Consider the following 22,029-nt stretch of genomic DNA (forward strand, 5'->3'; position numbering starts at 1 on the left):
AAAATTTTTTCATATTTTGCAGTCATTAACATAAAAAACTTAAAAAAATGAAAAATTTAAAACTTATTTGTTTTCTTGTATTAGCCTTTAGCTTTTTTTCATGCTCATCTGATGGTGATGGTGGAAGTTCTGTTCAAACCGCACTTACGGTAAATGGAAGTCCAATTACATTGAGTAATGTTTTTGCTCAAAAAAGCGAAAGAACCATGTCCATTTATGCAACTGGAAGTGATGACTCTTCAATTGAAATAGTTTTTAATCAATTTGGTGATTTGGAGTCTGTTTCTTACGATGACGCTGAATTTAATTCTTTCTATAATTATCAATACTACAAATCAAATTATTTTACTTTCAATATTGTATCACTAAATGAAGCTACAAATACAATAAAAGTTACTTATAGTGGAACATTGTATAGTGACGAAACTGACCTAAATTCTGAAAGTGTTACTTTGTCAGGAAGTTTTGATACAGAGTATATTAATCAAACACCTTCAATTACTGGATTAGGCTTATCATGTAAGATTAATGGTCAAGATTGGTACGAAACTGATTTTTGGGACAATGGTTTTTCTGATGTAGATAGAAAATATATTAGTGACGATGAAAATATGATAATAATGAATTTGACAGAAGAGACTATTGAAACGGGAACATATTCATTCACTAACAATAGTCAAAACAAAATCGGTTTTGCAAAATTTAATACGACAACTAAAGAATATGATTTTTATCAAACAACAGGAACATTAACTATTACATCGAACACAGTTGTTTCCAGTTTCATAAGAATAATTGAAGGAACATTTAGTTTGACAGCAACAAGCGGTTCTAATTCAATTCAAGTTACAAGTGGAACTTTTAAATCAAATTTTTAAGTTTTAGCCTTTAACTAATTAATATATTTGCCAGACTTATGTCTGGAATTTATATTCACATACCATTCTGCAAGCAAGCTTGTCATTACTGTGACTTTCATTTTTCGACTTCAATGAAGAAAAAAGATGAAATGGTTTTGGCATTGGCAAAAGAAATAGCGTTGCGAAAAAATGAATTTGAAAATGATGAGGTTGAGACGATTTATTTTGGAGGTGGAACGCCGTCGATATTAGCAATTGAAGATTTGAGATTTTTGATTGATGAAGTGTTTAAGAATTTCAACGTTGTAGAAAATCCCGAAATCACTATTGAAGCCAATCCAGATGATTTGTCTAATGAGCGAATTCTTGAATTATCAAATAACCAAGTCAACCGTTTATCCATTGGAATTCAATCGTTTTTTGAAGATGATTTAAAACTGATGAATCGCGCACATAATGCTGATGAAGCCAAAAAATGTCTGGAATTAGCTATACAATATTTCGATAATATTTCCATCGATTTGATTTATGGAATGCCGAACATGAGCAACGAAAAATGGTTGCAAAACATCGAAACCGCTTTGTCATTCAATATTCCACATATTTCCAGTTATGCTTTGACGGTTGAACCTAGAACGGCTTTGAAAAAATTAATAGAAACCGGAAAAATCAATGAACCTAAAGACGAAGTTGCTCAAGAACATTTTCAAATTTTAGTCGACAAACTTTTTGAAAGCGGTTTTATTCATTACGAATTATCCAATTTTGGGAAAGAAAATTATTTCTCTAAAAACAATTCCGCGTATTGGCTGGGCAAAAAATATATCGGAATTGGACCATCAGCTCATAGTTTTGATGGAATTTCTAGAAGTTGGAATATTCCCAACAACAGTTTGTATTTAAAAGCAATAGCTGAAAATAAATTACCATCCGAAACTGAAATTTTATCCAAAAACGATAGATACAATGAATATGTTATGACCGGTTTGCGAACCATTTGGGGAATTTCTCTAGATAAAATTGAAAATGAATTTGGAACTGATTTTCTAGAATATCTTTTAAAACAATCCGAAAAATTTATTGCAGATGAATTACTTTATTTTGATGAAAAGATTTTAAAAGCAACCCAAAAGGGAAAATTTCTTTGCGACGGAATAGCAAGTGACTTGTTTTTGTTAAATTTGGAAAAATAACCACAAAGCACACAAAGAAGGCACAAAGAAACACAAAGCTTTGTGAACTCCGTGAAAACTTCGTGGTCTTAGTGGTTAACATGAAAGCAAAAATAAATAATTTCGAAATCGACCTATCAAAACCCATTGATATTTCTATTCCTATAACAAATTCTGATAAAAATCCAATTGCGTGGTATATCGAAAAACCTGAAATCGAACCAGTTCGTTTTGGTGATTGGATTGGAAAAGTTTCTGAAGGAAGTTCGACCAATTTCAACAATATTTTTTTCAATCCGCATGGGCACGGAACGCATACCGAATGTCTCGGACATATCACACGAGAGTTTTATTCGATAAATCAATGTTTGAAACAATTTTTCTTTACAGCAGAACTGATTTCCGTTGAACCAGAGAACATTGACGATGATTTTGTTATTACAAAAAAGCAGATTGAAAAATCGTTAAATGGAAAATTTCCAAGTGCAATTGTCATCAGAACACTACCAAATCTTGATGAAAAAAAACATAGAAATTATTCCAAAACCAATCCGCCATATCTTTCGGAAGAAGCCGCAATTTTCATTCGTGAAAGCAGAATTCAGCATTTGTTAATTGATTTACCAAGTGTTGATAGGGAAGAAGATGAAGGAAAGTTATTGGCACATAAAGCATTTTGGAATGTAAAAGATATTGCTAATTTGAATGATGATTCACGATTGGATTCTACGATTACTGAAATGATTTTTGTACCCAATGAAATTTTAGATGGAAGTTATTTACTAAATATTCAGATAGCTTCGTTTGAAAATGATGCTTCTCCAAGTAAACCGATTTTGTATAAAATAGACTAAAATGAACATCCAACAACTCTACGAATTTTGTCTTTCCAAAAAAGGTGTAACCGAACATTTTCCGTTTGATGAAGATACTTTAGTGTTTAAAGTAGCTGGGAAAATGTTTTGTTTGGCTTCGCTAAAAGATTGGGAAAATGGAAATCCAACGGTGAATTTAAAATGTGATCCAGACTACGCTATTGAATTAAGGGAAAAATATGAAAGCGTTACGCCAGGATATCATTCCAATAAAAAGCATTGGAACACTATCTTTGTAAACAAAGAAGTTGATGATAAAAAAATTATTCATTTCATCAATCATTCCTACGAATTGGTTGTGGCAGGTTTACCAAAAAAACTTCGTGACGAATTAAAATAAATCCCAAGTTAAAATATTGATTTCTAGCACAACACCTTGTGGTTTTGGATTATTTTCGTTGGGCAATAGCCAACCCGCACAAAGCTGCACTCGTTTAGAAAGATTATACATTCCACCAAGAACCGCTACACCTTCGTTATTACTTCCGCTAACCCAATCGCCCATTAGATACCAACGTTTATTGAGTTTCATTTCATAACCCAATAAAATTCCAGTATCGTTTCCTGTACCAAGAAACATTCGGTTTCCGTGATATGCACCAGCAACAATTCTACTTCCTTTGCCTATATGTTTAGTAAAAATGGCATAGTTGAAATTATTTAACTCTTTATTTTCAAGTTTTGTACTCAAGTTTACACCAATTTGAGTCCCAATATTAAAATCTAGTTTGTCATTTATTTTAAATTGTTTTTGTAAAGTTCCCATCAAATTTGGGTAAACAGAGCCAAAACGAGTATCACTATTATAAGCCAATCGCCAATCATCAGAAAAATAAGCGCCTTTTCCAACAAGATTTATACCTGCATCCCAACCTTTGCCAAGTCCATAAACAAAGTGTCCTTTACTTTCGATTTTTTCAGAATAAACATTAAGTTGGTGTTGATAGAAAATTTTACCTTCTTTTGTAATATCGCCCGAAGGAATGTTAAATAGGTTTTGTTGACCATAAGTCCATTGAACAAAAAGTACCAACAAATAAAATACAACTCTTTTCACTTTTTTTTAATTTTATTGCAAATTTCTATAAAAGAAGTAAAACACAATCTTAACAGTAAGTTAATTAAATTAAAAAGTTTTACTAAAAAAATCAAAAGTATTACTATTAATTATTTTTTTAACATTCTATAAATTGTATTAAAATAGGCATTACTTTTGATATCTCTTTTAAACTCATAAACTTTCAATATGATTGATAATTTAAAGAAAATATTAAACGAAGATCAAGATCCAAAAGCAATTGAAAAAATCACTTCAAAGCTCGATAATCTATTGATGTCCAATGAAGAAATTGGATATATTGCAGTTCAAAAAAAACCAGCCGTAACTATTTTGCCCGATAGCATTGTGGTAACCAATAAGCGAATCATTCTTTGCAAACCAAAAAATCTTGGTTTATCAATGGAATTTGTTGATTATGATTGGGATGATATTGCAGCAAGTTTTGTAAAAGAAGGAATTTTAGGAGCTGAATTTACTTTTTCTACCAAATCCGATTTAACGCATACTGTAGATTATTTACCAAAAAATCAAGCCCGAAAATTATACACTTTTGCCAAAGAGCAATTGGATTTGTTAAAAAATCCGGTTGTGAATAAACCAATTATTGACGAACCAAAAGTTGTTGAAACTCCAGTAGAAATTATAGAAGAAGTAGAAGCTATCGAAGAAGTTCAAGCGGAAGAAGTAACCAATTTTGCTGAAATTATTCCGGTTTCGGGTTATCGAGATGAAAAGCAATTTCCAGATGAGAAAGCAGAAACCGAGAAAGGTTTAGCCGATTTATCTCAAGATGAATTATTTGAAAAACTTCAGAACTATAAAAAACTGTTAGACAACGGATTAATTCTTCAAGGCGAATATGATAAGCTAAAGACTGAGATTATAAAATATATGTAAAAGTATATTTTTCTTTAAAATTAACCCTGTCAGAGTTTCAAACTCTGACAGGGTTTTTTCTATGTACTTATGCAATTAAACTACATTGATTTCTTTTGTTTTTCTACAAAACCATCGGCTTGAAGTTTCAATAATTCGGTTGCGCCTTTTTTCTTGTAATTGTACAATTCCTTGTCGTCTTTGATATCAGCGTACACTTTATCATAGATTTCGGCATCGGTTTTTCGTTGCAATTCACTTTGATAACGATTTTGAGCGATTACGTTTTTAATTCCCATTTCACCATCTTCTTGTTTGAAATCATATTCACCTTTTGGCGATAATAATTTGGCAATAATTGGAGAAGTTTCTATCGCTAAAAATAACAACATAATAAAGAAAGATGGCAACCAAGGTAATTTATTCAAAGCATTAATTCGAGCCATTAATCCGTCGAAACCATCAATAATAGGTTGAGTTTCGGTTACTTTTTTGTCTAGATCAGCTTGTAGCGTTTTGGCTTTGGCTTCCAAGTCGGCAATTTTGGTTTTATTGGTTGTTTTTAAAGTTGCCAAATCTTGCAAAGCCGCATCGTGCTTTTCGCGTTTTTCTTTATAAACTGGACCTTTTCCTAATTTTTTGGTTCCGGCTGTTCCTTCAGCTTCGGTGATGTAAGTTGAGTATAAATCGTTTACTTCTTTTTCTTTTTTGGTAATATCGCTTTTCAAACTATCGATTTGCGCTTTGTTTTTATCCAAATCTGACTGAAAATAATTGGCAACTTGCTTTTTATTTGCCAAAGCCATTTCGTTTTTTTCTTTTAATAAAACAGTATTGATTTCTTTTTCAAAAATTTTGATTTCCAAAGGTTTTGAAATTACAACTGCAATGATAATTGCTAAAACAATACGTGGCGAAGCTTGAATAAATTCATCCAAAAAATTATCTCTTTTTTTGATAGTAGAAACAATAAATCGGTCGAGATTGAAGATTAAAAATCCCCAAACTAATCCAAAAGCAACTGCAATAAATACGTTGTCAAAAACGGTAAATAAAGCATAAGAAGCAGCAATAAAAGCCATTACGGCTGTAAAAAAAACTGTAGCTCCAATTCCGGCATATTTGTTTTGTTCGCCGTTGGAACAACCGTTCACAATGTCAGTATCGACACCAGAACAAAGAAGGAAAAAACGTTTTGACATGATTGATTATTTTTTGATTAATGATGATTATACAAATATAACGCCAAAAAATAATTTTTATTGTAAGTGATTGATATTTAAACAAAAAATCCGCAACAGCTGCGGATTTTTTACATTTCAATTTCTGAGATTAATTCTCCTTTTTTATATTTTTTTATCCCGATGATTTTTCCTTTTTCATCAAAGAAAATCCAATCGCCAGTTAAATACCAATGTGTTTCGTTATTTTCTTCCACAATCATCGATTTTCCAATGGAAGTGGTTCTGCCTTTTTCATCAAAAGTTTTAATATGGCAAATATTGTCTTCGTATTTTTCAGTTTTAACTAGTTTGCAATCTTCAAAATATTTCCACATTTTGATTTCTTGACTTTGTTTGTATTTTCCTTTCGATTTGTATAAAACTCCATTTACAGTATCTTTAAAAACCCATTTTCCTTCCCGATGATGGTTTAAGGTTTTATTGGTTTTGCAACTTGAAAAGCCAATTGTAATAATCGCAGTTAGAAAAATCAGAAGGAATTTCATTTATTCTTTGGACATTTGGATTGGAAGCACGTATTGATAACGAACAGTCTCATTTTTAACTTTTGCTGGAATCCATTTTGGAGAACTTTTCAAAACTCTGACCGCTTCTTTTTTTGTGCCTGAACCTAAGTCTTTTTTTACGTCAAAAGTTGACAAACTTCCATCTTTTTCAACAATAAAGGAAACAATCAATTTTTCTTTACTGTTGAAATTTTTAGGCATTTTAAAATTTTTAGCAACGAATTTATAAAACTCCGAAATTCCACCAGGAAAAGTAGGTATTTCCAAATCGGCTTCTTCACCAATTGCCACTACTTCAACTTTTTTATTTTTATTTTTTTCAATGTAAGTTGGTTTTTCATCATATTTTCCAACGATAACTTTTTTTGGCTTTTCATTTTTGGCAACAGGCAAAACTTCTTCCTCAGAAGTGATAACTTCTGCTCTTACTGCTGATTTTTCAGTTGGTGTAATAATTTGATTTCTTCCTTCTTTAAAAATCACAATTTCATCGCCAGGATATTTGTCCTTATTTTTTCCTATATTTTGTTTTTCAAAATAAGGTTGTGTATAAAACCAATATTGAAAGGGTTGTGGATGCTTTTTTGTTCGCGCGTTTTTGAGAATAACACTTCCTGAATAATAGGCAAAATCTTTAACGTTGTATTTGTTTAATTCACTATTTGCTACATTTTCCCCATCAATCCATATCGCAAATTTTTTAGAATTTTGGAATTCTTTCAGTTCTTGTTGAGATGGTGATTTTTTTTCAAGTGGTTTTTGCATACTAAGAATTAAAGAAATTTCAATATCTTCTTTCTCTTCTTTTGTAAGTTCTTCGTATTTTTTATCAAAAATTAATTTTGGATATTTTGCACCAACAGTATTTGGAGCTTTTGTTTCTTCTTCAACTAAGACTAACTTGTCATAATATTTGATTCGAACACCTTTAAAATACTCTTCTAAATTGTTTTTGTTTATTTTTTTATTTGTTTCAGATGTAGCATAAGCAACAGCATGATTTTTTGTTTTGTAATTTTCATTAGATACTTTTTTTTCTTGCGCTACAATTTCTACACAAAAAAAGTAAATCATTGTTGCTAGTATTGGTAGAATTGCGATTTTTTTAAGTAAAGCCAATGATTTTGAGGTGTTTCTTGTCATCATAATTAATCTTTTTTTGGTAACTAAATAGTTGAGATTACTGGTTAGAAATACGTGATTGATACTAGTTTTTTGCAGCAATAAGGTTTGGTAAAACGGAACATTATCACATGATTTTACTACTTCTTCATCAGCAAGGAATTCGTGGTTAAGTTGAATAGCTTTTTTGTAGAAATAAAACAACGGATTGAACCAAAAAATGGTTTTCAGTGTCTCGATAAATAGAATATCTAATGTATGTTTTTGATTTACGTGAACTAATTCATGCGTGTATAATTCATCTTCAATATTTCTGCGATTATAATCATCAAAATTGATAAAAATGGAGTTCCAAAATGTGTGCGGAAGTACTTTTTCTTCCAATAAAATCAAATTGGCGTTTTGATATTTTACCGTTGGATTTGACTTGGTTTTTGATATAAGTTCCAAAATATTTTTTCCAAAACGAATGAAAAGTCCAAAAGTTATTAAACCATATAAACTGCAAATGATTAATGGTAAAATCGAAGGTTCTTCTTCAACAAAAACCGCTTGACTTGAAATTATTCCTTCAACCATAACGGTTTCTGAAACTTCTACAGGAATTTCTTTTATGATTTCGAAGTTTAAAAATGGAATTAGCAATGAAATTACTATCGAACCCAATAGGTAAAATCTATTGAAATTGTGCATTTTTTCTTTTTCCAAAAGCAAATGATATACTGCAAGAAAAATGCTCAAACAAACCGATGATGATATAATAAAGTCTATCATTTTTTCTTTTTTTGAAGTTGAACATCAATAATTTTTTTAAGTTCTTCCAATTCTTTTTCCGAAAGATTTGTTTCGGTTGTAAAAAAGGAAGCAAACTGCGATGCTGAATTGTCAAAGAAATTTTTAATCAATCCGTTCACATGTTTAGAGAAATAATCCGATTTTTTGACTAATGGATAATATTCGCGTGAATTACCAAACTCGTTGTAAGCGACAAATTTTTTATCAATCATTCGTTTCAGAAGCGTGGCAACGGTTGTTGTTGCTGGTTTTGGTTCAGGATAAGCTTCTAGCAAATCTTTCATGAAAGCTTTTTCAAGTTTCCACAAATGTTCCATTAGTTGTTCTTCAGAATTGGATAATTGCATTGCTCTATGTTTTTAGAATTAACTCTACAAATGTAGAATAAAAAATCAATTCTACAAGTGTAGAGTAGTAATTTAACATTTTTTTTCTTTTTTGTAATTCCGAGCAAGGAGAAATCACATCAATATAAGCAATGATTATGAGATTTCTCGTTCCTCGAAATGACAAGTTTATTGGAAATAAAAAATCTGCAAAATCATATTTGATTTTGCAGATTTTTTTTCTTGTGAACTTTGTGTTTTCTTAGTGTCTTCGTGGTAAAACTTATTTACTTAGTTCCACAAAATATTTATAAAACAACGGAATAGTTTCAATTCCTTTTAAGTAATTAAATATTCCAAAATGCTCGTTTGGTGAGTGAATGGCATCACTGTCGAGACCGAATCCCATCAAAATGGTTTTGGATTTCAATTCTTTTTCAAACAACGCTACAATTGGAATACTTCCTCCAGAACGAACTGGAATAGCTTGAACTCCAAAGGTTTCAGTGTAAGCTTTATTAGCAGCTTGATAACCAATGCTGTCAATAGGTGTTACATAACCTTGTCCGCCATGATGAGGTTTTACTTTTACTTTCACCGATTTTGGTGCGATACTTTCGAAATGGGTTTTGAACAGTTCGGTGATTTCTTCCCAATCTTGATTTGGAACCAAACGCATCGAAATTTTTGCAAAAGCTTTACTTGCGATTACTGTTTTTGCACCTTCGCCAGTATAACCACCCCAAATTCCGTTTACATCAAGTGTTGGACGAATCGAATTTCTTTCATTGGTTGAATAACCTGTTTCACCATAAACATCAGCAATGTCTAGCGCTTTTTTATATTCGTCTTCACAGTAAGGACGTTTTGCCATTTCAGCTCTTTCTTCAGCGGAAAGTTCTTCTACTTTATCATAAAATCCAGGAATAGTAATATGATTGTTTTCGTCGTGAAGTGATGCAATCATTTTGGTCAACACATTTATTGGATTGGCTACAGCGCCGCCATAAAGTCCAGAATGTAAATCGCGATTTGGTCCTGTAACTTCAACTTCAACATAGCTTAAACCACGCAAACCTGTTGTTATACTTGGTTGCGAATTAGAAATCATTCCGGTATCAGAAATTAAAATCACGTCGCAACTTAATTTTTCTTGATTTCGTTCTACAAACCAGCCTAACGATTTTGAACCTACTTCTTCTTCGCCTTCAATCATGAATTTTACATTACAAGGCAAACAATTATTGGCAATCATGTATTCAAATGCTTTTATATGCATGTACATCTGACCTTTGTCATCGCATGCACCACGAGCAAAAATGGCTCCATCAGGATGAATTTCGGTAGTTTTTATTACAGGTTCAAATGGTGGAGAAGTCCAAAGTTCCATTGGATCTGGCGGTTGAACATCATAATGCCCATAAACCAAAACTGTTGGTAAATTGGTGTCGATGATATGTTCGCCAAAAACAATAGGATAACCTGGTGTTTCGCAAATTTCTACAAATTGGCATCCAGCTTTTTCCAAGCTAGCTTTTACGGCTTCAGAAGTGTTGATGACATCTTGAGAATATGCGCTATCAGCACTAACCGAAGGTATTTTTAATAATTCGATTAATTCGTTGATAAAACGTTCTTTGTTTTGTTGAACGTAGTGTTTTATGTTGTCCATTTTAATTAAAATTGAATAATGTCAAATATACAAATAGAAATCCCATTTTTTGAATTCCAAATTCCAAATTTTTGCAGGAGAAGTATTTTTTTGGAATTTATTAATTGAGTATTGGAAATTACAAAGTAATGTTTATATTTGCACTCACAAATTTCGCGGGTATGGTGAAATTGGTAGACATGCCAGACTTAGGATCTGGTGCCGCAAGGCGTGTAGGTTCGAGTCCTATTACCCGCACAGAAAGCTCAAACGAAAGTTTGGGCTTTTTTTATTTTTATTGGTTTTTTATCTAGAAAAATTGCAATTATTGCTAAAAATTTGATTTTTATCTTAAAATTGAGCTATTTATCGTTAAAAATTTATTATTGAATTCTTTTAAGATAGTTTTACATCGTATTTTACTATGTAACACTTTTGAAGAAGTATCAAATAGAAAAGAATGAACCATAAATCGAATATGATAACGATTATACTAGCAATTCTAGGATGTATTTTAATAGCGATAGCCATTTTTATTTATTACAAAGGAAATGGCTCAACTGTTGCTTCGCCTGAAGTAGAAATTGAATTAGCCAAAAGCAAAAAAGAAATTGAGAAACTAAACAGTGTACTAAAAAATAAAGAACTAGATTCTAGTGCTTTTTCTCCAAGTGTTGCGTATTCTTATCAGAATATGTTGGGTAATAATTTACCGTTGATTGAAATTACCGATTTGGATTTGTCCGATGATAATGGTAAAAAATCAGATAAAAACACCTACGTGCATCAATTGAGATTTTATGTTTTTAATGTTGGGAAAAATTCGTTGAAAGATGTAATTGTTTCAATTAAAGATATTTATAATTATACTAAAGATGTTAAGAAAAGTAGCCGAGTTATTGGTCATCATGATGAAGAAGGAATTGATTCTGATGAGCAAGGAATTGGAACGTATGAAAATTTTGAGATTAATACGCTAAATTTAAAGTCAAGACGATTGGTTTATGCTAGTACAATGCCAAGTAGTTTTGGTGTTGCAGAATATACTTTTAGCGTTGTTGTTGAGTGGAAAGGCGGTTTTTATCAAATGGAAATTAGAATAGAAGAATTTGATGGAAAGTTGAAATATCACTACCAATATTTTGACGTAAACGGAAATCCTATCAATTTTGATAAATTAGAACAGGGAATTAAAAAATAAAAAAAACGGCTTTCATTTGAAAGCCGTTTTTTGTTGAATTTATTTTGCAGTGGAAATCCAATCGTTGATTTTCTTTTCCAACAAAGCCAATGGCATTACGCCAGATTCCAATACTTTTTGATGGAAAACTTTAACGTCAAATTTGTCTTTCATCTCTGTTTCGGCTTTTTTGCGAAGCTCAATGATTTTTAATTGGCCAATTTTATAAGACAAAGCTTGTCCTGGAATTGCCATATAACGTTCAATTTCGGCAATAATACTTGCTTCACTTTCGGCTTCGTTTTCAAGTGAATATTTTATCGCTTGTTCACGCGTCCAACCTTTGCTATGCAAACCAGTATCAACTACTAAACGAATAGCGCGATGCATTTCGCTGCTTAACATTCCAAAATATTGATACGGATCATTGTATAAACCTAATTCTTTTCCAAGACTTTCGGTGTATAAAGCCCAACCTTCACCATAAGCACCAAACCAATTGAATTTTCTGAAATCGGGTAAAGCTGCGTTTTCTTGTTGCAACGAAATTTGGAAATGATGACCTGGAATGGCTTCGTGCAAAAACAAATCTTCATCGGCATAGTAGTTGTAATTTTTTACATCAGGAATTGGAACATAAAAAGTTCCCGGACGCGAACCGTCGGTTGCACCTTGCATATATTCGGCACTCGCGGTATTTTCTCTAAATGCTTCTGTTCGTTTGATTTGAAACGGAGTTTTTGGTTGAAGCGAAAATAGTTTATCCACATTTGGCTTGATGATTTTATGGTATCTTTCAAAATTAGCAATTACTTCTTTTGGATCTTTGAATGGTTTTAATTCGGGTTTGTTTCTAACATGTTCAAAAAACTCAATTATTGTTCCAGTAAAACCAACTTGGGTTTTTACTTTTTCCATTTCCGATTTAATGCGAGCAACTTCTTTCAATCCTAATTCGTGAATTTCTTCAGGAGTTTTGGTCGTTGTTGTCCATTGTTTTACTAGAGATTTGTACAATTCATTTCCGCCATTTAAACTTCCTATTCCGCTGGTTGTTCTGCATTTTGGAACATATTCTTCGTTTAAAAATTTTACCATTTTTTGAAACTGAGGAATAAGTTTTTCAGAAATTGTAGCTGCATATTTTTTAGATAATTCGTCTTTTTGTTGCTGCGTAAATTCGGTTGGGAATTTTTTACAGCTTGAATAAAAAAGATTGTCTTCGGCTTTTGGAGTAATTAACGATTCAAATTGAGGAACAACTTTTACTGCCAAACTTTTTGGTAAAAGCACATTTTGGTTCATTCCTTTTTTCATATAAACAATAGCAGAATCAATCCAAACGGTATATAAATCTAATCTTTTGTAGAATTTTTCATAATCGTCAACGGTTTTGAATGGTTGCGCACTTTCGGCACTGGCCAATTGTCCCATCGTTAAATGCGTTCCGTCAAACTGATTGATTGGCGTTAAATTTCCGTTTTGTTCCAATAATGAAATGCCAACTTCAGCTTCCCATTTGATGATGTCGTAGCTATTTTTTTCTTCTTCGGATAGTTTGTCGAAATCAATTTTTTTTAATTCGGATAAATATTTTTCAAAAAGAGCTTTCTTTTTAGAACGATACGCATCGGTCATTTCAAAAACTAATTTGTCGTTTTGCTCTGTTTGTCCATTGAAGGTTGCTTCAAGCGGACTTAATTCGTTTTTTTCATTGAAATAGTTATCAGTTATTGATTTGAAGTCCTGTGGTTTTTCGTCGGATTTGCAGTTTGCAAAAAGTAATGACAAAATTACAATTGCCGAAAATGAATAAATTTTTCTCATAATGTATTGATTAGTAGGTAAAACTATATTTTTAACTGAATTGATTAGTTAACGGAATGATAAATTATCCGTGATAAACTCGGGAAAAAATGATTTTTCCGTCTTTAATTTCGAGTACTTCGGCTACGAGCATTTCGGGTTCGTTTTCCACAGTTCTGATGTATTCCATAAAAACTCTATCCGAATTTGAAGTTAATGAAGTTACTTTATAATGCAAACTTGGCAATCGGTCAAAAGCATCTTGCCACCAAGAACGTAAAGCATCTTTTCCAATAACTAAACCATTGGTTTCGGGATGGCGAATTTTTAATTTTGGACTAAAATGTTGTGCTTCATCATCATATAATGACAAAAGTTTTTCAAGATTATGAGCATTAAAGGCTTCAAACCAAAGATGCGCAATGGATAGGTTTTTTTCTGTTGACATATTTTATTTTTAGACAAAAAAAATCCTCTTATTCTAAAAAAGAGGATTTTAGTAATGTAAATATACAATTTTTATAGATTTTTCAAATTGATGATTTCTTGTTCTGTTAAGAAACGCCAGTTACCGCGAGGTAAATTTTTCTTTGTCAATCCAGCAAAAGAGACACGGTCAATTTTAAGTACATCGTATTTGAAACTTTCAAAAATAGCACGAACTACTTTCACGTTTGGTGTTCTTAGTTTTAGCCCGATTTCAGTTTTTGGTTCGTTTTCAATATAACTGATTTCGTCCACGTATAATTTATGTCCGTCAAGCGTTACGCCACCAGAAATTTTTTCTAAATCTTCAAATTTTAAATTTCGGTCTAGGGAAACTTGATAGATTTTTGTTGATTTTTGATTAGGTAAACTGAATTTTCTAATCATATCAGTATCGTTTGTGAAAACTAATAAACCAGTAGTGTTTTTATCCATTCTTCCGATGGGTTGAATTTTGGCTTTGGTTGCTGCTCGAACTAATTCTAAAACATTTCTATAATCATCATTGTCTTCGTTAGAAGTTGTGAAGTTTTTAGGTTTGTTTAGCAAAATATATTCTTTGCGTTCTGGAGTTAACGTTGTTCCGTCAAAGTTTACCACATCGCCAGGTTTTACTTTGTAGCCCATTTCAGTAATAACTTCGCCGTTTACTTTTACGTTTCCTGACTGAATATAAATATCGGCATCACGACGTGAACAAACTCCTGAATTGGAAATGTATTTGTTCAATCGAATGTCGTCCGATTTTAGTGGTTTAGGTATATTATTTACTGGTTTTGCTGTTTTCTTTGGTGATGCAGAATCAGTTGTTGGTTTTACTTTTTTTGGACCTTGCGCACGTTTTTGCATGGCAGGTTTTGGCTTATTCGAATTTGGTCTCGAACTATTTGAACGTGAACTGTTTCGTTTATTGTTGCCTTCCTTATTATTCATAAATTCTGTAATTTGTGCAAAGATACGTATTTCAGATGCTTATATCGTATAATAAAATGCTATGGTTTAAAAATTAGCCCCGATTATTTCACTTTGTTAATAATTTTTATTGGAGTTCGATGAATTTCATTTGAAGTGGAAATCCTCGAAGAGATTGAAACGGAAAGCGGGAAAAAGGTGTAGTAATTGGTGAAAGTTTCGCTACTAACGAACAATGGTTTCGACTACTTTTTTGCCGTGAATTAGTACTTCGAGATTGATTAAAATGATGCAAAAAACGCCCGAAACTACTATGAACTTTAGAATATTGTGGAGTTTTAGATAATCGGATTTTGTTTCGGATTTCCAGAGTTTTTGGAGAAAGAAAATCAGGATTATCATGCTAATGTAGAAGTAGATATCCATGTAGCCAACTTCGAATATTTCGATTAGAAAATATACTGGAATTATGGTGGAAATCGTTAAAAATGTGATGGTTTTTTTGGAGAAATTTTCGCCAAAAATTACGGGAATGGTTTGGTAATCGTTTGCTATATCGCCTTTTATATTTTCTAAATCTTTTATCATTTCGCGGATGAGAATGAGTAAATATAAAAATGTTGCATGTGCAAAAATGACGTTGTAGAAGTTTTTGAAATATAAAAGGATGGCAAAAAATGGTAAAACGGCTAGGAGTGAGGCGGTTAAATTACCAATGATTGCTATTTTTTTGAGTTTATGGGAATAGAACCAAATGAGAAAAATATAGCAAGAAAAGAAAAGTACGGCTCGGATTGACACAAAAAAGGCGAGTATAAAAACAATAAAATTGATTGAAAAATAAACTTGAAGTTTGGTTTTTTGACTGACTAATCTATCGAGCATGGATTTATTTGGTCGGTTGATTAGGTCTTTTTTACTGTCGTAAAAATTGTTGATAATGTAACCCGAAGCTATGGTTAATGAGGATAAAAGTACGATTAAGAAAAGATTTTTGTCGAGGATTACTTCCAAAGCTCTTTTTTCGGGAGCAAGAATAAATATAGACGACAGGTATTGTGCCAAGACAATAACTGGAATGTTATAGCCTCGAACCACAGAAAACATGCTGATAATTTTTAACAGCAGATGTTTGGTTTTTCGGCTAAGCATAGTAGAAATTTAAAATTGATAAACTACTTCAAGTTTGTAATCTTTTAGGGATTGTTTTGCTTTTTCTAAATCTTCGGTGAAACCAAGAATATATCCGCCACCTCCAGAACCGCAAAGTTTTAGGTAGTAATCATTAGTATCAATTCCTTGTTGCCAAACGCCATGAAACTGTTCGGGAATCATTGGTTTGAAATTATTTAAAACGACTTTAGATAATTGCTTGGTGTTTTTGAAAAGTGATTTTATATCACCGCCAAGGAAATTTTCCACACAAGCGTCCGTATATTTTACGAATTGGTTTTTTAGCATTTTTCGGAAACCTTCTTCCTTTAGGTTTTCCATAAAAATGTTAACCATTGGTGCTGTTTCGCCAACAATTCCAGAGTCTAATAAAAAGACAGCACCTTTTCCTGTTGCGCTTTGCGATGGAATTCCGGTAGCTTCAATATTATCTTTTGAATTAATCAAAATTGGAATACTCAAATAGCTGTTTAATGGATCAAGACCAGAACTTTTTCCGTGGAAAAATGACTCCATTTGAGAGAAAATGGTTTTTAACTGCAATAACTTTTCACGAGTTAGGTTTTCTAAAACGGTTATTTTATTATTGGCATATTTATCATAAATAGCAGCAACTAAAGCGCCACTACTTCCAACGCCATAACCTTGTGGAATGCTTGAATCGAAATACATGCCACGTTCAACATCCGTTTTTAGTAATTGTAAATTGAAAGTTACTAGCTCAGGTTGGTCTTCTTGTAATTGTTCCAAATAACCAACATATCGTTTTAAACTTTCGTTTGATTTCATAGCTTCGGCTGATGGATTTTCGTCCACTTTCAAAGCACCGTTATAAAAGTTGTAAGGAATAGATAAACCCTTAGAGTCTCTGATAATTCCGTATTCTCCGAAGAGAAGAATTTTTGAATAAAAAAGTGGTCCTTTCATAGTTGTATCAATTGACTTCCGTTTCCAATTTGATCACAAATATAGTTACCATTTTGACAATGGCCAACTAATTCTTGCTGAATAAATTGTAAAACTTTCTCGCTAACGTTTTCGGGATACAAAACATGGACATTTGCTCCTGCATCGAGTGTAAAACATATAGGAATATTCGTTTCGTTTCTGAACTTCCAAATTTTGTTGATGATTTCTAATGTGTTCGGTTTCATTAGAATAAAATAAGGCATTGAAGTCATCATCATGGCGTGTAAAGTGAGTGCTTCGCTTTCTATAATTTTGATGAATTCGTCTAAATTTCCGTTTTCCAGCACTTTTTTTAATGCCGATAAGTTGGTGTGCGCTTGTTCAAAACGAGTTGAAGCATACGGATGATTGTGCATTAAATCGTGACCAACTGTGCTCGAAACTTGTTTTTCGCCTTTGTCAACTAATAAAATGGTGTCTTGATAATTGTGGAAATTTTCATGAAGTTGTAACGGAAATGCTACTCCAAATAAATCGGAACTAGTTGAAATTTCGCTATGTTTTCCCCAAACAACTACATTTCCTTTGATACTTCTACACGCACTTCCAGAACCTAATCTAGCTAGAAATGATGCTTTTTGGTAGAAAAAATCATCTGTTAAAGTTGGATTGAGCGCTTTTTCCAAACTCATAATATTCATCGATAAAGCTGCCATTCCAGATGCAGATGAAGCAATTCCAGAACTATGTGGAAAAGTATTTTCAGTATCAATCGTGAAATGATATTGTTTTAAATAAGGGCAATATTTTTCAATGCGTTCAAAGAATTTTTGAATTTTTGGTTTAAAATCTTCTTTTGGTTTTCCTTCAAATAATAAATCGAATGAAAAGGTATAGTTTGTTTCTTTTTTGGAGACATCCAATTTAGTAATCGTTTTACAATTGTTCAAAGTAAAACTTATGGATGGATTGGCTGGTATTTGATTTTCTTTTTTACCCCAATATTTTACTAAAGCGATATTACTTGGCGAACTCCATTGAAAACTGCCTTTTTCGATTGATGCCATTTCGGTTGAAATAAAATCTTTTTCAGAAACCATAACTAAATTTTTTTTGGCAAAGATACTTTTTTTAAAAATAGTTTATAAATCTGTAGTACATTTGACTAAAATCTTTTTATCATGCAAAAAATTCTACGAATTGCTACTGTAATTTTGACTTGTTTGGCGGTTGGTTACATTTCAAGTATAGTTACTCGAGAAAATATTCCAACTTGGTATGCCGATTTGAACAAACCATTTTTTAATCCGCCTAATTGGATTTTTGCACCTGTTTGGACATTGCTTTACGTTATGATGGGTTTCGCTGCTGGAAGAGTTTGGAACAAAATTGATACTGATGAAAAAAATGTAAAAAAGGCTTTTCTATTTTTTATAATTCAATTGGCTTTGAATGCTTTATGGTCGTATTTGTTTTTTGGATTGCGTAATCCGATGTTGGCTTCATTTGAAATTATTTTACTTTGGTTGATGATTTATGAAACCTATCTTCAGTTTAAGAAATTAGATAAAATTTCGGGTTATCTTTTACTTCCTTATTTGGCATGGGTTAGTTTTGCAACCGTTTTAACGTTTAGTATTTGGTATTTAAACCGATAAAAAAAGTCCCGATAATTTCGGGACTTTTAGTTTATTTAACAACTAACTTCTTTGTTACTTTTGATTTGTTTTCAGAAACAACTTCTACCAAATATATTCCTTTGGCAAAAGTAGAAACTGGAATTGTCGTTTGAGTTTCAAACGATTTAGTTTGTTGGAATATTCTTTTTCCGCTAACTTCATAAATAGTAATTTGAGTGATGTTTTCTGAACCACTATTACCTATCGTGAAGTTTTCTTTAGCAGGATTAGGATACAAACCAATGCTTGACGCATTAAATTGAGTATTGCCTAACGTTTCTACAAACTCAGTTTCAAAAGTATTGGTGATGATTGCTGGATTAAAATCAAAATATATTTCAGCAGTATTTGGAATAACATCTCCTAAAGCAAAACCTGCTTTTGGTTTTATTTTGAATTGTACAAATCCATTACTTCCTGTATCATTAACTATTTGAGGTGGAAGATTTATTTGGTCAAATTGCCATGTTAATTGATTGTTATTTCTTGTCAAAACATAATTATGACTTGATGTAATCATTCTCACACTAGTTTCATCTAGCATTTCGTTTAAAGTATCTTCTAGTCGAACAAACTGTGCATTGGCAGTTCCTGTATTTTGAAAACGAATGGTGTAATACAAGTAATCATTTGAGTCAAATTCATCAAAAACTATTTTTCCGCCATGCGCTTCTAGTTTATCATTTGGATCATAAGAACCAATAATGGTTTGAATAAATTCAGAGGTATTATTTGTTAAATTGATATCACCATCATTTATTGAAATAGCGGTATTTGTTACTAATTGTCCCAAACTAACTATAGGAATTGTTGGTACAATGAAGTTTACATAAATAATTCGTGTTTCACCAGGTTGTAAATCAATATAGTTATAGGCAAAGCCATTGGATGTGGCAATAGTACCAGCTTGAGAAATACTTAATACAGTTAAAATACTATCATAGTTAAATTGCAAAATACCAGAAACAGGTGTTAAACCATTATTTTTGTATATGATATAATTATTGTAATTAAACCCTGGATTTGGATTTCCAAAAGAACTTACGCTTACTTCTACATCGTTGTAAGGTTGCGTATTTGTAATAGGGAAATAGTAAATATTATCGCCATTTTCATCAAAAACAATATCAGTAAATGTAGTTGAATTGGAGAAAAAACTTGCTAATTCTGGGTAAACTAAAAACGAAATGTCATAGCTATTGCTGAGGTTTTCAGGGAAAATATAAAACGTACCGTTTGAAGATTGGTTTTCGGTTGTAATTCCATCATTATTTACAACAAAATTGAATGTTCCTTGGGAAAAAGCGACTTCTCCAGTATCTTTAATTCCGTTCGTATTCGTATCAACAAAAGCCATTAACTGAATATTATCATTACATTGATTGCCAAACGCCAAACTACCACCTTCAATAAATACTGCTGAATCAAACATAGAGTCATTATAATCACCAACTGCCAATTTTAACGAATATTGACGATTTGGAATCACATTTGCAAAAGCCGTTAAAGGAACCGTTTGACCAACAAAGTTGATATCACTTTCTGGATTATTTGGGTTGAAACTACCAAAATATTGCGCATTTACCGATGGACAAGCATTATTGTAAAGATTATTTCTAACTGTTGTAGTTGAAATTGGGATTGTAGTGTTTGGAACAACCGCAATATTTTGTTTATCTCCAGTGGTTAAATCGGTTAAAATAAATCCAAAAACATCGGAGAAATTACACTGATAATTTCCATATTCATTAGAAGCGAAAATGAAATTGAATGTTAATAAATTGGATGTTGGAACGAAATCAAATTTCATAAAAGTAGCATCATTAATTGTTCCCGAAGCATTTCCTGTTGAAACTAATACATTGTTCAAATCGCCATCATTTAAGTTAGAGCAAGTAGAGGAAAGTGAATTTCCACCAGTATAACTTCCACCAGATAGATTAGCGTTTCCGCTGCGGAGAATTAATCCTTCTTCAAAAGGAAAATCGCCATCGTTGTTGTTAAAATAGCCAATCCCACATATTCCTTGCGTAACGATATTGGTAGGTGTGCCACATTCTTCGTTAAGCACAACGGTGTTTAAAATTTGTGTTGGCGTTAAAGTTGTTGTAGAAACGGTTACAGCAGTTCCGCAGCCAATAGTCTGAAAATTTGCTCCAACTGACCAATCAGAAAACGCTTGATTGGTGCATGCTGCGCGAATATAATATGTGTAAGAAGTACCACAATTTAACCCAACAATTATAAAAGGATTAACATTTGCAATTACTGAACCAGTTGTTGTGCTTGTTGGCGCAGGACTTCCTTGTGGAACAATATAAATTTCCCAAGAAGTATCACCGTTATTATTTGTTGACCAATTTAATGTAGCGGAATTTAATGTGATGCTATTTGTAGCTAAATTTGTTGGAACAACACATGTTCCACCGCTACAATCAGGTGTTTCAAAAATAATAGCATTAGACCATGGAGAAGTGTCATTTGTTGAACAAACTGAACGAACATAACATTTGAAAGCAGTTCCACAGTTTAAGTTAGAAAAGGTATAATTACTAACAGTTGAACTTATACCGGTTGTATTTGGTGTTGGTTCAGGACTATTAATACCAGTTAGAAAAACCTCATAACTTGTTGCTCCATTAACAGTAGACCAATCTAAAGTGTAAATGTTGTTTGAAACAGGTTCAATAAATAAGTTAGTTGGTGTTTGACAATTGTTATTGTTACAATTTTCACCTATGAGAGATAAAGGAGTAAAAGTAGAACAACCTGTTATTGTATTTTTTATTGAAATATAGATTACTGTGAAGTTATCTTGTGAAGCTAACTGATATGGCAAAGGATTGATTTGATTCATTGCATTAACAAGTGAATTGTGGAAACTGACACTTATTAGATTTGGTGTAGCATTATTTTGAGCCCAAATTAACTCAGCTGTAGTTCCTAAATCAAAAAGCGCAACTCCTTGATAAAAACAGGCTGTTACCGCGGCAACATCAGCAATTGGACTTGGCTGCACTATAATATCTAGAGCAAGTAAATCACTTAGATTTGTTGCATTGTTTAATTTATTTATAAAAATAGTTTGTACAAATGGTTGAACATTCGTATAACCTCCAATTGTTGTTATTGCATTTGAATTGGTTTGAGCATCTGTTAAAGTTTCATGAAAAGTTATTGAAAAATCTACTGGATTATCATTGGCTAAAATCTCAGGGATTTTTGTAGTTAAATCAAAAATAGCAAAACCATCGTTATTGTCATCGCAAACATTATAAGTTGTAATGCTAGGTTGAGCGAATACTTTTAGGGTGAAAAATAAAAAAAGGAGTAGAGTTTGTTTCATTTGATTAGAATTAGTAATCAAATATAATTGATTTTGAAGCACCTACAACAT

The 22,029-nt window shown here is 32.1% G+C and carries 20 protein-coding genes and 1 tRNA gene; 8 read left to right on the top strand and 13 right to left on the bottom strand.

All coding sequences use genetic code 11. The features are described from left to right. Positions 1–47: 47 nt before the first annotated feature. The 4 genes from IAI56_RS04235 (at position 48) to IAI56_RS04250 (ending at position 3,247) form a co-directional block, all read left to right on the top strand. Positions 48–878, top strand: coding sequence for a DUF6252 domain-containing protein (locus tag IAI56_RS04235; protein WP_187656690.1), 831 nt, complete (start codon positions 48–50; stop codon positions 876–878). Between the two features lie 38 nt (positions 879–916). Then, the gene (gene hemW, locus IAI56_RS04240) at positions 917–2,053 is read left to right on the top strand and encodes a radical SAM family heme chaperone HemW (RefSeq protein ID WP_187656691.1); all 1,137 of its coding nucleotides are present in this window, start codon (positions 917–919) and stop codon (positions 2,051–2,053) included. 80 nt (positions 2,054–2,133) lie between these two features. Then, entirely contained in the window at positions 2,134–2,886 is a 753-nt protein-coding gene (locus tag IAI56_RS04245; RefSeq protein WP_187656692.1) for a cyclase family protein, read from the top strand. 1 nt (position 2,887) lies between these two features. Further along, positions 2,888–3,247: an MmcQ/YjbR family DNA-binding protein gene (locus IAI56_RS04250; protein WP_187656693.1), complete on the top strand. Its 360-nt coding sequence runs from the start codon at positions 2,888–2,890 to the stop codon at positions 3,245–3,247. Here IAI56_RS04250 and IAI56_RS04255 read toward each other — a convergent pair. Further along, positions 3,239–3,964: a hypothetical protein gene (locus IAI56_RS04255; protein WP_204158774.1), complete on the bottom strand. Its 726-nt coding sequence runs from the start codon at positions 3,962–3,964 to the stop codon at positions 3,239–3,241. The genes IAI56_RS04250 and IAI56_RS04255 overlap by 9 nt on opposite strands. A gap of 189 nt (positions 3,965–4,153) precedes the next feature. Between IAI56_RS04255 and IAI56_RS04260 the strand changes: the two genes are divergently transcribed. Further along, entirely contained in the window at positions 4,154–4,864 is a 711-nt protein-coding gene (locus IAI56_RS04260; protein ID WP_187656694.1) for a PH domain-containing protein, read from the top strand. Positions 4,865–4,944: 80 nt separating this feature from the next. On the opposite strand, the gene IAI56_RS04265 is transcribed toward IAI56_RS04260, so the two are convergent. The 5 genes from IAI56_RS04265 to IAI56_RS04285 all read right to left on the bottom strand — a co-directional run bounded on the left by IAI56_RS04265 (position 4,945) and on the right by IAI56_RS04285 (position 10,508). After that, a complete protein-coding gene (locus tag IAI56_RS04265) occupies positions 4,945–6,045 on the bottom strand; it encodes a DUF4407 domain-containing protein (protein ID WP_187656695.1) in 1,101 nt (366 codons plus the stop codon). A 110-nt stretch (positions 6,046–6,155) separates the two neighbouring features. Next, the gene (locus IAI56_RS04270) at positions 6,156–6,572 is read right to left on the bottom strand and encodes a hypothetical protein (RefSeq protein WP_187656696.1); all 417 of its coding nucleotides are present in this window, start codon (positions 6,570–6,572) and stop codon (positions 6,156–6,158) included. Beyond that, a complete protein-coding gene (locus IAI56_RS16210) occupies positions 6,573–8,489 on the bottom strand; it encodes a M56 family metallopeptidase (RefSeq protein ID WP_239106989.1) in 1,917 nt (638 codons plus the stop codon). Next, on the bottom strand, positions 8,486–8,857 hold the full coding sequence (locus IAI56_RS04280) for a BlaI/MecI/CopY family transcriptional regulator (protein ID WP_133533200.1): 372 nt from the start codon (positions 8,855–8,857) through the stop codon (positions 8,486–8,488). Before IAI56_RS04280 ends, IAI56_RS16210 begins: the two co-directional genes overlap by 4 nt. 262 nt (positions 8,858–9,119) lie before the next feature. Further along, positions 9,120–10,508: a dipeptidase gene (locus IAI56_RS04285; protein ID WP_187656697.1), complete on the bottom strand. Its 1,389-nt coding sequence runs from the start codon at positions 10,506–10,508 to the stop codon at positions 9,120–9,122. Positions 10,509–10,663: 155 nt separating this feature from the next. Here IAI56_RS04285 and IAI56_RS04290 point away from each other — a divergent pair. Both IAI56_RS04290 and IAI56_RS04295 read left to right on the top strand, forming a co-directional pair. Then, positions 10,664–10,745, top strand: a tRNA-Leu gene (locus IAI56_RS04290). A gap of 202 nt (positions 10,746–10,947) precedes the next feature. Then, positions 10,948–11,688, top strand: a complete 741-nt coding sequence (locus tag IAI56_RS04295) for a hypothetical protein (protein ID WP_187656698.1) — start codon at positions 10,948–10,950, stop codon at positions 11,686–11,688. Between the two features lie 39 nt (positions 11,689–11,727). On the opposite strand, the gene IAI56_RS04300 is transcribed toward IAI56_RS04295, so the two are convergent. The 6 genes from IAI56_RS04300 to IAI56_RS04325 all read right to left on the bottom strand — a co-directional run bounded on the left by IAI56_RS04300 (position 11,728) and on the right by IAI56_RS04325 (position 18,053). Next, positions 11,728–13,494, bottom strand: a complete 1,767-nt coding sequence (locus tag IAI56_RS04300) for a DUF885 domain-containing protein (protein WP_187656699.1) — start codon at positions 13,492–13,494, stop codon at positions 11,728–11,730. Between the two features lie 64 nt (positions 13,495–13,558). Continuing rightward, positions 13,559–13,921, bottom strand: coding sequence for a nuclear transport factor 2 family protein (locus IAI56_RS04305; RefSeq protein ID WP_187656700.1), 363 nt, complete (start codon positions 13,919–13,921; stop codon positions 13,559–13,561). Between the two features lie 71 nt (positions 13,922–13,992). Further along, positions 13,993–14,892 (bottom strand): pseudouridine synthase, encoded by a 900-nt coding sequence (locus tag IAI56_RS04310; RefSeq protein ID WP_187656701.1) that lies wholly within the window; start codon positions 14,890–14,892, stop codon positions 13,993–13,995. Between the two features lie 204 nt (positions 14,893–15,096). Beyond that, complete coding sequence (locus IAI56_RS04315; protein WP_187656702.1) at positions 15,097–16,023, bottom strand: geranylgeranylglycerol-phosphate geranylgeranyltransferase; 927 nt, start codon at positions 16,021–16,023, stop codon at positions 15,097–15,099. Positions 16,024–16,032: 9 nt separating this feature from the next. After that, positions 16,033–16,971, bottom strand: a complete 939-nt coding sequence (locus tag IAI56_RS04320) for a mevalonate kinase family protein (protein WP_187656703.1) — start codon at positions 16,969–16,971, stop codon at positions 16,033–16,035. Further along, positions 16,968–18,053 (bottom strand): diphosphomevalonate decarboxylase, encoded by a 1,086-nt coding sequence (locus tag IAI56_RS04325; protein ID WP_187656704.1) that lies wholly within the window; start codon positions 18,051–18,053, stop codon positions 16,968–16,970. Before IAI56_RS04325 ends, IAI56_RS04320 begins: the two co-directional genes overlap by 4 nt. 81 nt (positions 18,054–18,134) lie before the next feature. On the opposite strand from IAI56_RS04325, the gene IAI56_RS04330 reads away from it, so the two are divergent. Continuing rightward, the gene (locus IAI56_RS04330) at positions 18,135–18,611 is read left to right on the top strand and encodes a TspO/MBR family protein (RefSeq protein WP_187656705.1); all 477 of its coding nucleotides are present in this window, start codon (positions 18,135–18,137) and stop codon (positions 18,609–18,611) included. 31 nt (positions 18,612–18,642) lie between these two features. Here the strand turns inward: IAI56_RS04330 and IAI56_RS04335 are convergent, their stop codons facing one another. Then, on the bottom strand, positions 18,643–21,978 hold the full coding sequence (locus IAI56_RS04335; RefSeq protein WP_187656706.1) for a DUF7619 domain-containing protein: 3,336 nt from the start codon (positions 21,976–21,978) through the stop codon (positions 18,643–18,645). Positions 21,979–22,029: the final 51 nt, after the last annotated feature.

It is taken from the genome of Flavobacterium macrobrachii (assembly GCF_014486675.1).
Taxonomy (GTDB): domain Bacteria; phylum Bacteroidota; class Bacteroidia; order Flavobacteriales; family Flavobacteriaceae; genus Flavobacterium; species Flavobacterium macrobrachii.